This is a genomic window from Niastella sp. sgz303648 (assembly GCF_059587045.1).
Window position 1 is genome coordinate 524,492 of sequence record NZ_JCAPSW010000005.1, and the last position, 11,500, is coordinate 535,991.

The following is an 11,500-nucleotide window of genomic DNA, read 5'->3' on the forward strand; positions in this document are numbered from 1 at the left end:
TTAGTTTGTGATTTATTCGCCTGCCATTCTTCCTCCGAAAATGATACCGAATGTAAATTGCGCGTACAGGTTCAGGCTTTTCGTCTCCTCGTCTCTAAGGCCGGGCCGCATGCCGCCTTCCAGCACTATTTTAGTACCAAAATGCGGATGGTACATGCTAATAACCTGGTACCCGATACGCACACCTGTTTTGTAGAAGTTGGTGGCAGAGAGGTTGAGCCGTTGCGGCAGGTGACCGTATTCCTGCGTCACGTTGTTTAATGAATGGTAATAGATCATGTCCTGCAAACTGAGTTTGTGTGCATACAGCAAATCGATAAAGAGATCGGTCTGCGCTTTTTCTTCGCGCCGGCCGGTATATTTTTCATCGTCGAGTGTGATTCTGATATCCCGGAAAGTGGTGTAACCAATACCAATGACGGCTATGTTCGATTGCATCATGGTTGAAGAGGTACTCAGGCTGGTGGGTGCAAGCAGGTATTCGTCACCCTGATAGTTATATATGTATCCGGGCGTTGTTGTTTTGAAGGGAAGGCCATCTTTTGATTGAATGACCCTGTAATCGACCTGGTAGCCCAGCCGGCCGGTAAGGGCCCTTACTACGTTACCCCGTACGCGGGTCACTGCAACGGTGCGGTAGCCGGCACTGCCTAAGGTGATATGGTAATTTTCTTCTTTTTCCCACGACAAAATGGTTGGACTTACCATGATACCAAAACGGGATGATCTTTTTCTTTTTACAGGGGTGCCATAGCTTTCCCAGTCGCCAACGGGCTCGCCTTTACGATCGTCGCCGGTTAGGTTGTCGAGGTAAGCGAAATGGTAACCACCGCTGATGCGCAGCTGGCTCCTGAGGGTGTAAAAGAATTCAAGCCCGCCGCCAATGTTAAGGTTGGGTGTGCTTCCATCAACATAAACCGGGTTTACTACAAGCCCAAATAATCCCGATTTGGCGGGTTCATTTCTTTCGAGCCGGTACGAAATTGTTTTGCCGGATGGAGGTGATGCAGCACGTGAGTATTGTGAATTGCCTGCAAAGGGCATGACAAGAGCGCCAAAGACAAGCAATGGCCTTAAATTTCTCATTTATATAAAGGTTTGGTTAACGCAGGTTGTTCTTTTAGGGAACGACGAATAACGATAAGGCGCAAGATATATTATATTAGAAAAATCAGAATGTTTCTGCTATTTTGTTTAAAAAATTTCCCGTCTCGTACAAAAAATATTACTTGTTACTTTCCTGATTTTACCAATCGGATTTTAATGAATCAGGAAAAAATAAAAAAAGCCCCGAAAATCCGGGGCTTTCCAAATACATTCGATTTATTAGAACTTTCCATTACTATTTTTCCAGTTTTCCTTTGCCGGGATCTCTTCAATCGTATCCCAGTGTTCGGCAATTTTTCCATTCTCAACTCTGAACAAATCGTAAAAGGAGTTGTGTTTTCCTGCAAGGTGCCCTTCGCTAACAACCAAAACAAAATTCCCTTCGCCAAGTACTTTATGAATTTTGTCATACTTCATAGTGATGCCTTGTTTTGCCCACTCGCCTAACGCTTTTCCCAATCCCGAAAGCTGGTCAGGGATTAAGGGATTATGTTGAATGTAATTGTCGCCATCAAAATACCCTGCCAGCTTTTCCATTTTGCCGTTTACTAAAATGTCGTCAACAAAACTTCTAACTAAAGTTTTGTTTGCTTCTGTTTTATCAAGGTCGGTCGCCTTTGACGCGCCATCAATCATCGTATGTCCGCTGGGATTAGGTTTTGCGGTTGTTTGCAGATTATCCCAATGCTCCACGATCTTTCCATCTTCAAATCTGAAAATATCAAAGCCGATCTTAGGGCCAAAGAAATTATATTCAGTATGAGCAAAAACAAACGGGCCGTCTTCAAAAACCCTTACTGTATTTACCTTTGCCGATTTTGGAGGCAATTGCTGTAACAATTTGCCAAATCCTGCCAGGCCATCTTCCACCGCTAAATTGTGCTGAATGTATTTGTTGGCATTGATGTAGCCTACAGGCTCTGTGGCGCCCGTTTCAATTGACTTTAAAAGATCAACTACTTTTTGTTTGTTTTCCATCTTAATATAATTTTTTGTTGATGAAACAGTTTTGCTTGTGGTGGTGTAGGCAGATATACAAACTGCTAAAATTATCGCTGCACCTGTTATCGTTTTTTGCATTTTATCAAAAGTTTAAATTCAATGCAAAGGTGCTGCAGGCAGTAAAGATGGAAAAGGTTGAAATAGTCCTTTGAATGATACTTTTAGTCTGAAGTTATTTTTTCGCGAAATTCGGCAGGAGTTGTAAGGCTGTGTTTTTTGAAGTATTTGATGAAGTTGGTGGGTTCATCAAAACCGAGGCTAAAGCCAATTTCTTTTATGCTTTCGTTTGTATGCGCCAATAGTCTTTTAGCTTCCAGCAATATTCTGTCGTCAATTATTTCTTTGGGTGTTTTACCCAACACCTTTGTTGTAGCCTGATTGAGGCGTTTTTCAGTAATAAGTATTTGCCCTGCATAATAACTTACCTGTTTTTGATGTCTATAATTCGCTTCGAGCATGTCTCTGAATAACATCACATAATCAAGGTCAGCGCCTTTTTTGATTTCAGTGAAATAATCCTGCGTTCGCCTGATCCTTTCTGCATTTAACAGGAAGTTGTGGAGCAAATTTTGTAAAATATCGGCCTGGAAATTGTCTTTTGTTCTGTTTACTTCGTCAGTCATCTGCTGCAATAAATCAGTGAACAGTTTTATTTCTTTTTTCACCTGTATTTGCGACACCGAAAGCAGGTCGTTAAACAAAATAGTATTCCGTAAATACTTTGTGTCTGTTTCCGTTTGGCAGAAAAAGCTATCGGTAAACAGGATAGAAATACCCTCAAAAGGCGTTTTGCCGGCAAACCGTTTTACCACATCTTTATTTAAAAACAATACCGTGTTGGGCTGTACATGAACAGGTTCAAAGTCGACCCAAAGTGTTGGGTTGCCACGTTGAAACCAAATAATCTGATAAAAGCCGGTGCGGTGTACGGTAGTTAATTTGTCAAAGTTTCGTTTGTATAATTTAGACAGGTCCACAATTTCAAATTCCTGCGGAAGCCCTTCTTTAAAGTGGTATTTTTTTATTTCTGTGGTCATTTGTGATGTTCTCCGGAAGTAAATGTAAATATTGCAATCAAAAATCCAATTATTACTACAGATCCGTTGCCCATAATAATTCAATTTTACGAGGCCTTCTTCTTTGCCCTACCATACCCCTATTAGATAAATATTCTGATAACAGAACCAATCCCTCTTTGCCCTGGGATTGTTTGCCGGTTTATAACCGGCAGGTTATTCTATAACCGCTATTGCCCCGGTATACAGAAGAAGCACGCAAAATTAATTTCCCAGTCAGATCATATAAAATAAAATTTTATGCTGTTTTACTGGTACAATATCGTTAGACTTTTCCTGCTGCGATATCTTAAAAAGAGACTTGATGTTAATAAACCTTTTATAAAAAACTTCAGGGTAAAAACATTTGATTGCGATGGACTTCGGGTAATGGCTGCTTATAAATACTTACTATATATGGATTATGCCCGGTGGGAACAGTTTGCCCGAACAGATTTGTTTCATGCTGTAATGACGAGGAAGTTAGCCCCCTCCCTTGGTTCGCAAAAAATTATTTACCGCAAACCGATTAAACGCGGCACAAGGGTTTCGATGCATGTTGAAATTGCGGGCTGGGATAACCGCTGGTTTTATCATGTACATACTTTTATGCAGCAAAATGAAATAAAAGCTATTGGTGTAACCAGGGGCCTGTTCTGGCGAAAAGATAAACTGAATACGTTAGAAGAGATTGTGCAGTCGGCCGGTTTTTCAAATACCAAAAAGACACCTCCTGACTGGGTGCTAAAATTGTTTGAAGACGACGGCCAGATAATCCGCGGTATTGCACCCGCTACTCATGAAACAGAAACAATATTAATCCCGGAAGGTTTATTGCAGTAACCATATAGTTAGCAGGCAATAAACGCATAACTCGCATTACGATTTTTTGTATTTGTAATCATCGTTAAATAGGTTGTAAATTAATAAGGAATTTGGGTAGCACTTTAATTACAAAATTCCTTACATGAATTTTTTTGCAACGAAATTGGTTACAGTTTATCTGCTAACGGCCATTTCCTTTATCTGCTATTCGCAGGAGCAAAAAGCTGCTGATGACAAATATGAACGGAAAGAGGTGATGATCCCGATGCGGGATGGGATCCTGCTTCATACGGTGATCTTCACCCCAAAAGAAAGGGCGGCATTGCTGCCTTTTTTGATGTCGCGAACACCGTATGGCGCAAAGAATTATCCCAGTCCCGAAAAGCTTCCGTATGTGAAAGATTTGGCGGATGATGGGTATATTTTTGTTTTTCAGGACATTCGCGGACGTTATGGATCGGAAGGTATTTATGTGATGCAACGATTGCCCCGCAACAGGAAAGACCCGAAAACCATTGACGAAAGCACGGATACCTACGACACCTTCGACTGGCTGCTGAAAAATGTTCCCAATAACAATGGGAAGGCCGGTATGCTTGGCATTTCGTACGACGGATGGACCACGGAAATGGGCGCCATTGATCCGCATCCGGCGCTGAAAGCTGTTTCAGAGCAGGCCGCTCATGCCGATATGTTCCTGGGCGATGACTTTCATCATAATGGCGCTTTCAGGTTATGTTATTCTTTCGAATATGCATTCATGGAAGAAATGACCAAAACAGATTCCCTGTTCCCTTTCTCTGATTATGATACATACGAATGGTTCCTGAAGCTTGGACCATTGTCGAATGTGAACAAAAACTATTTCCATGGCAATCTGCCATCCTGGAACAATTTTGTGCTTCATCCGAATTACGATACGTATTGGAAGGATCGGGCCGTACAATTATTGCTCGATTCGCCCCGGGTACCCATTCTGAACGTAGCAGGCTGGTGGGACCAGGAGGACTTCTATGGCCCCCTGAAAGCTTATGAAGCCTGGGAAAAAAACGATGTGCATCAATATAACCATTTGGTAATAGGTCCGTGGAACCATGGCGGTTGGGCCTGGGGGCCGGGGAACAAGTTAGGTAATATCAGTTTTGACTCTGCCACCGGTGAGCATTTCAGGAAGAACATTCAGGCGCGTTGGTTTGCGTGGTATCTGAAGGGGAAAGGTGACGGGAATTTTGCAGAAGCGATCAGCTTTCAAACAGGAAGCAATGTGTGGAAGTCCTATGATAGCTGGCCTCCCAGGCAATCAAAACAAAAGAACCTTTACTTCCACGCAGGAGGAAAACTTTCTTTTGAAAAACCTGATGCACAAAATGAAGCATATGACAGCTATGTATCTGACCCCGCTCATCCCGTGCCTTATCGTACCAGGCCGATCGAGGAAACATATGGGCCTGGTTCGCGGTGGTATACCTGGCTTACCGAAGATCAGCGTTTTGTGCACAACCGTCCTGATGTATTAAGCTGGGAAACAGACACCCTACAGAAAGATATTACGGTTACAGGTAGCCTTTTGGCGAAGTTGTTTGCAGCTACCAGCGGCAGTGATGCCGATTGGGTGGTGAAGCTGATAGATGTTTATCCGCAGCAGTACCCGAAAGAACCGAAGATGGCAGGCTACCAGTTCATGATCGCCAATGATGTATTCAGGGGCCGTTTCAGGAAGAGCTTCGAAAAGCCGGAACCTATAACACCAGGTAAAGTAGAAGTATATACGATCGATTTGCATACCCAGGATCATGTATTCCGGAAAGGACATAAAATCATGGTGCAGGTTCAAAGCACCTGGTTCCCAATCATCGACCGTAACCCGCAAACATTTGTACCGAATATTTTTGAGGCAAAGGAAACTGACTTCCGATCAACCACCCAGAAGATATACCGGTGTGCCAACGCACCTTCGCATATTGAGTTGTCGATAATGGAGTAAAAGCTTTGAGCTGCACATTTGTGTTTTTTAATATTGATGAGCCGGAACCTTTCAGCATATTAAAAGGCTCCGGCTCATCGGCAAAAACGAACATTTATTAATTATCTGTTTGTTATTGAACCACCCCAATTCTTGCTTTAACCGGTATATTAATCGTATTCAGGCTGGGCGTTTGATTATGAAAATCAAAATCAATATTTACGCCGGGTCTGAAAATCAGGCAGTGTGTTGAACCTCCGAAATGGAAAGTTCCTATGGGGTCGCCCTTTCTCACAGTCTGCCCTGTCTTAACGGTAATTTCGCAACTCGATACTTCTGCCATTCCTATAGCTACAAAACACATAAGACCGATCTTTGGGTTATCTGATTGAATAAATATCAAGGCCCTTGCTGCTATCTCTGCAATATATCCCTGCGAATCGTTAGGGCCGGCCGGATCGTATCCTTCAACAGGCGCTTCGGCATAATAGGTTCCCGGCACATTCTGAATATCTACGATGGTGCCGTCGACAGGACTGTTCCATCTATGATAGGTTTTTGCGCATAGGAATGCCTGATATACGGTACTCCCATCTCCAAACTTTTCGGTTAAAGGGTTGCCAGCCATGATATCGTATATAGAATAAGGCTGGCCTTTCATCCAGAACTTATCTCTCATTTTAGCATTGGTAACACAGTTATATGGAGCCGATTCACAGGCATTCACAATCACATCAGGTCCACTGTCTTCATAACTAACTTCCCGAACTCCTGGATTAAATTCACGGGTAAAAAAGTCGTCCCAGCTTGTGTAACCATAATACAGTTGTGTTGGATCGCACTTATAATTGTAAATGAAATTGGCTTTGGCTTCATAAGGATCATACCCCTGCCCTCTTAACGGATCCATGGCTGCAATGGCTTCCAGCGCCTCGGGCGAAAACCATCCTACCGGATTGGTATAGTCGGGTTGCGGTTGATCAATTGGCCCGTCGACCAAAACATATTTGGAGTTGCCGGATTCCAGAAAGGTTTTCCATGTATTTAAAATAGCCGCTAACTTTTCATTTACGATTTCATTTGTAAATGCCAGGTAACCGCCGCTTGTTCCCATTGCCCAATCAAGAATAGCATTGATCGGAAATCCGACCAGTCCTATCTGATCTTCAATAACACTATAGCAGGGAGCCTCGGTTAAAATCTGGTTCATGATCGAAAGCATGGTATCAAAATTTTTCACCGGTTCATCATATCCCTGGGGAATTTCATCATACATGCTTGTAAAACACATATACAGGATCGGGTCGCTATATATGGCGTTGGCCAAATCCTGAATTACGGGATTCAATGGTGCATTGTTGCTCTCGGCAAGCTGCATTTTTTTCTTGATCCACTTGTTTAAAAAATCTCTGTCGGATGGTAACCACTTGCCAATTCTGTATTTTACTGTTTTCATAATAAATTGATTTTTCCCTACTCATTAGGCTTTTCGGTTTCGCCCCGTTTTTTTAGTGGGTTCTGGTCTCCACATTTTAAAAAGTTCAGGATTCAAAGTTGATGATGAGAACCTGACCAAAACAGCGCATGACTGCCTGTATTAAAAAACAGGCATTTATACCTGCTTTTAATTACGGCTTGCCTGTTAAAAGGTAACAGCAACATGTTGAGGAGTATTTTTATTAGTTAAGCCAATATTGGCGCTTGGCTTACTAATCAGAGAGAGAAATGTTTCAGAGGGGGTAAGATGATAACCTGAATGGGTAGCGTAAGATATAGATAATTTTTAATAAAAACAGAAACTAATATTTTTCAAAGGCTATCCTTTATTGCTTTAACGTATTGCTTATTATTCGATTTTTTTATAACAATATCCTCACACTGATTGAATGTGGCAAATGTTTTAATGGCTTCAGTGATTTTGCCGATCATCGGTTTGGTTAGTTTCACCGGTTCGAAATGAAGATTGTGCACGGTTAATACCCGTTGCTTTCTATCGGCTTTTGAATCCATCCTGGCCACAAATGTATCACCCACCAATACGGGTAATGAGAAATAGCCGTATTTCCGCTTTGGCTGCGGAACAAAACATTCTATCTGGTAGTCGAAATCAAAGAAATCCCTTAAGCGATGCCTGAAAACATTCAATGTGTCGAAGGGTGAAAGGATATATGCGTCATTAGAGAGTTCGATCTTTTTGTTTTTATAAGCGGGTAACATGTAGATCGGGGAATTTGTAAGCCCTTCAATGGAAACATGACAAATTTCGCCTTCCTCTACAAGCTTTTCCAATTCTTTTTTTACTAAATTATTCTTTACGTAACGGGCACGCCAGGCTATTTCTTTTGCATAGGCGATGCCCATACACTTTAATGTGCGCCTGATCACATGTCTTGCAAATTCCTTCGGCGTTGGATTGGTTGTATCAATGTCATCGGGAATTAAATTCCTGGGCAGATCATATAATTTCTGGAAATCTTTTTTTCGGGTAACCATCAATCTTCCGTCGTGGTACAATCGCTCGAGCGCTATCTTGGATGGCCGCCAATCCCACCAGCCTGAGCTTGCCACCTGGCGATCGTTTTCAAAATCTTTTACTGTTAACGGCCCTTCACGGCCAACCCGGTCAAGCACCTTATCCATAAGATTGATCTCGGCCTGCGACAGGGGCTTACTGTTTCTGTATGCTAAAAATCCTTCCTTCACAGGCAGGGAAAAGCGAAAGTCGTGCATGGGCATATACCCCGAGTCAGAGGTGAAGAATTCAAAGATCCTTCCATCTGCCTGCAGTTCGCTGAGCCACTCCTGTTTATAGTCAGGTACGCGTGTTGCGATAGCGTGATGATGTGCACGCTCAACAACATAATTTGCATCGATCTGAACATATCCAAGATGGTCGATGAGTTTGTAAACGGCCTCGCGGCCTTTTCCAAAAGGCGCACGTTTAGAAAGTCCTGCCGCGTGGAGGATGATTTTCCGGGCCTGAGATCGGGTGAGGATAAGTGGTTTCATACGTGGAGGCAATTTAGAACGTAACGATCACCCTGCCAAATGCCTTGCCTGATTTAAATCTGTGAAAAGCATCCTGAACTTTTTCTATAGGGAAAACACTGTCAACAACTGGTCTGATGTTATTCTTTTCAATGGCGTTTACGAGGTCATTTAATTCCTGTGCATTACCAACCGAATACGCCTGCAATCGGATATAGTTCGTGATAAGGGGAACCAGATCAATAGTCAGCCGGGTGCCTGTCATCAGGCCAATCAATCCAACAAAGCCGTGCTGTTTTACCGAGAGGATGCTTTGTTCAATGGTATCCGTTCCGGCCACATCCAGCGTTACATCAACCCCGGTCCCACCATTCAGGCGCTTTACTTCGTTACTCCATTCAGGGAACTCTTTATAATTAATCACTTCATCTGCGCCCAGATCTTTCAGTTTCTGCTCTTTTTCCTTACTGCCGGTTGTAGCAATCACTTTTAGTCCAAACGCTTTGGCTATTTGCAAAGCAAACAGAGAAACGCCGCCACTACCCTGCACCAAAATACTTTGTCCTGCACGGATGTTAGCCTGTTCAACGAGGCATGTCCAAACCGTTAGTCCGGCAATCGATAATGGAGCCGCTTCTTCATCAGTAAGATTGTTGGGCGTTCTGACTAAGGTGTTTTCGGGCTGCGCGGTGTATTCTGCCAAAATCCCCGGAACTGAAAAGCCGGTCCTCAACTGGTTGTTATGCGGCGTATTTTTCCCTGCTTCCCAACGGGAAATAAACGGAATGATAACACGGTCGCCCTTTTTCCAGCGGGTCACTTTACTGCCAACGTTTTGCACTATGCCCACTCCTTCGGAACCCGGAATGTGCGGAAGCCTGATGCCAAAAGGCATCCTGTTCTCTACTACAATCAGGTCATGAAACTCAAGTGATACGGCAGTAGTTTTTACCAGTACTTCATTTTCACCAATGGCAGGTACAGGTATCTTCTTAAGCTGTAAATGATCGATGCCGAATTGTTCTAACTGTATTGCCTTCATAATGCACAATTTTCTTTATTGATTTTTAGTATCAAAATGTCTTTCAAGTAGCTCCTGATTAAAACCTCCTTCTTTAGGGTTCGGCTGACCTTTACCTGTAGTTATCAGGTTTCGTAAACTATTGTTTATATAATTGGTCCAGCCGCTTCTGCATATATCGTAACATTCGTATTCGGGAACCAAACCCTGGTGCGTGAAATGAAGTTGTGTTTTATTAGCCTTTTGGGAAATTTCAAAAATTACTTTTGTGCCCTTCCATTCGGTGGTGTCTTTAATAAAATTAAAATAGTTGTCCATCACCAGCCATACAACTTTTTTATCAGGAACAACTTCTATCAATTTTATTTTGCACACGTGAACATCTTTAAAGTGATACATGAACTCATCATTCAATTTTTTTGTACCGCCTTCGATTTCCTCTGACCACCATCCACGAACATTAGTGATGGCATTGAATACCTCGTTTGGAGTTTGGTCAACCAAAATCGTGGTGGTAAAATCTGTTGTTGTCATAACTTCATTTTTTTGTTTTTTATGTTTTGTGTTTGAGCATTACAAAGGTATTGTCTAAATATTACCTGGCCGGGGTTCAAAATGGACTTTATAGTGGGGTGATTTGGACAGAATGATTTTTATCAATAAAAACGAAAAAAGCCCCGAAAGTTCGGAGCTTTTTCATTTGGTGCAGTATCTGTCAGCCAGTTAAGCTCTTCGTATTGCGAACTATTACAATTGAGTCATTGTAAGTTGTATTATCAATTCGTTGAACTAAAGTGTCAATACCAGCTATAGTCTGCGAAAAAGCAGAATTATATAGAAGAAATGTTATGAAGAATAAAGTAACTCTCATCCCGGTTTGTTCAATAACGAGTACTTGCTGGTGAATAGTGGTAAACAGAATCAAATACTCCGTTTGCTTTCCAAATACTGTCAAACAAAATATTTTGATAAAACTCTTTGTCACCAGCAACGTATTCTTTTTTACCTAAACTAAAACCTCCTTTTCTTTCAATTTTTCCATTTTCATAAAATGTTTCATAAACGTTAGCACCGTAAATTCTTATATATGAAACATGTCCATTTGTATAGTATCGAACTCTCTTAGTTATTAATCCTGTTGTGTCATAATAGAGTTCTTCATTTAATGGTCCTCCCGGATAACGCTCTACTTCCTCTATTAAATGCCCCTTTAGATATCTATAAATAATTTCATTACCATTTTCTCTTGTCAATCTGCACTTGCCTGTGTATAACGTGTCTTCGCCATTTAAATAACTTAAATAAAAACCCCGTTCATGCCGCTGTAATAATTTAAAGCAATCGCACATTCGGTCGGAAACACTACTTCTTATTTTCTTATCTGATTTTGTATAACAGGCAACAAGCAGGGTAAGAAGCAAAATAACGATATGAATTTTGGGGATTGTCATCAAAACCAATTGAATACTAAAAATTATCACAATATAATAGTCTCCCGGTTTCGGAATTGCAAAATTTTAGTGAAATTCAGAGAGGGCC

At 41.8% G+C, this 11,500-nt stretch carries 10 protein-coding genes; 2 read left to right on the top strand and 8 right to left on the bottom strand.

Going from position 1 to position 11,500, the window contains the following annotated elements:
- Positions 1 to 12: 12 nt before the first annotated feature.
- The 3 genes from AC59IL_RS17720 to AC59IL_RS17730 form a co-directional block, all read right to left on the bottom strand.
- Positions 13 to 1,086 carry a hypothetical protein gene (locus AC59IL_RS17720; protein ID WP_496553508.1) on the bottom strand — a complete coding sequence of 358 codons (1,074 nt, stop codon included), beginning with the start codon at positions 1,084 to 1,086 and terminating at the stop codon, positions 13 to 15.
- A 240-nt stretch (positions 1,087 to 1,326) separates the two neighbouring features.
- Positions 1,327 to 2,085, bottom strand: coding sequence for a nuclear transport factor 2 family protein (locus tag AC59IL_RS17725; protein WP_496553509.1), 759 nt, complete (start codon positions 2,083 to 2,085; stop codon positions 1,327 to 1,329).
- 185 nt (positions 2,086 to 2,270) lie between these two features.
- Entirely contained in the window at positions 2,271 to 3,146 is an 876-nt protein-coding gene (locus AC59IL_RS17730) for a helix-turn-helix domain-containing protein (protein WP_496553510.1), read from the bottom strand.
- Between the two features lie 279 nt (positions 3,147 to 3,425).
- Between AC59IL_RS17730 and AC59IL_RS17735 the strand changes: the two genes are divergently transcribed.
- The gene (locus AC59IL_RS17735; protein ID WP_496553511.1) at positions 3,426 to 4,007 is read left to right on the top strand and encodes an acyl-CoA thioesterase; all 582 of its coding nucleotides are present in this window, start codon (positions 3,426 to 3,428) and stop codon (positions 4,005 to 4,007) included.
- 124 nt (positions 4,008 to 4,131) lie between these two features.
- On the top strand, positions 4,132 to 5,973 hold the full coding sequence (locus tag AC59IL_RS17740; RefSeq protein ID WP_496553512.1) for a CocE/NonD family hydrolase: 1,842 nt from the start codon (positions 4,132 to 4,134) through the stop codon (positions 5,971 to 5,973).
- Between the two features lie 112 nt (positions 5,974 to 6,085).
- Here AC59IL_RS17740 and AC59IL_RS17745 read toward each other — a convergent pair whose 3' ends face one another.
- From AC59IL_RS17745 to AC59IL_RS17765, 5 genes are all read right to left on the bottom strand, one after another.
- Positions 6,086 to 7,408, bottom strand: a complete 1,323-nt coding sequence (locus AC59IL_RS17745) for a phosphatidylserine decarboxylase family protein (protein ID WP_496553513.1) — start codon at positions 7,406 to 7,408, stop codon at positions 6,086 to 6,088.
- Between the two features lie 353 nt (positions 7,409 to 7,761).
- Positions 7,762 to 8,961 carry a winged helix-turn-helix domain-containing protein gene (locus tag AC59IL_RS17750; protein ID WP_496553514.1) on the bottom strand — a complete coding sequence of 400 codons (1,200 nt, stop codon included), beginning with the start codon at positions 8,959 to 8,961 and terminating at the stop codon, positions 7,762 to 7,764.
- A 13-nt stretch (positions 8,962 to 8,974) separates the two neighbouring features.
- Positions 8,975 to 9,982 (bottom strand): zinc-dependent alcohol dehydrogenase family protein, encoded by a 1,008-nt coding sequence (locus AC59IL_RS17755; RefSeq protein WP_496553515.1) that lies wholly within the window; start codon positions 9,980 to 9,982, stop codon positions 8,975 to 8,977.
- A 15-nt stretch (positions 9,983 to 9,997) separates the two neighbouring features.
- Positions 9,998 to 10,495: an SRPBCC family protein gene (locus AC59IL_RS17760; protein WP_496553516.1), complete on the bottom strand. Its 498-nt coding sequence runs from the start codon at positions 10,493 to 10,495 to the stop codon at positions 9,998 to 10,000.
- Between the two features lie 347 nt (positions 10,496 to 10,842).
- On the bottom strand, positions 10,843 to 11,412 hold the full coding sequence (locus AC59IL_RS17765) for a hypothetical protein (RefSeq protein ID WP_496553517.1): 570 nt from the start codon (positions 11,410 to 11,412) through the stop codon (positions 10,843 to 10,845).
- Positions 11,413 to 11,500: the final 88 nt, after the last annotated feature.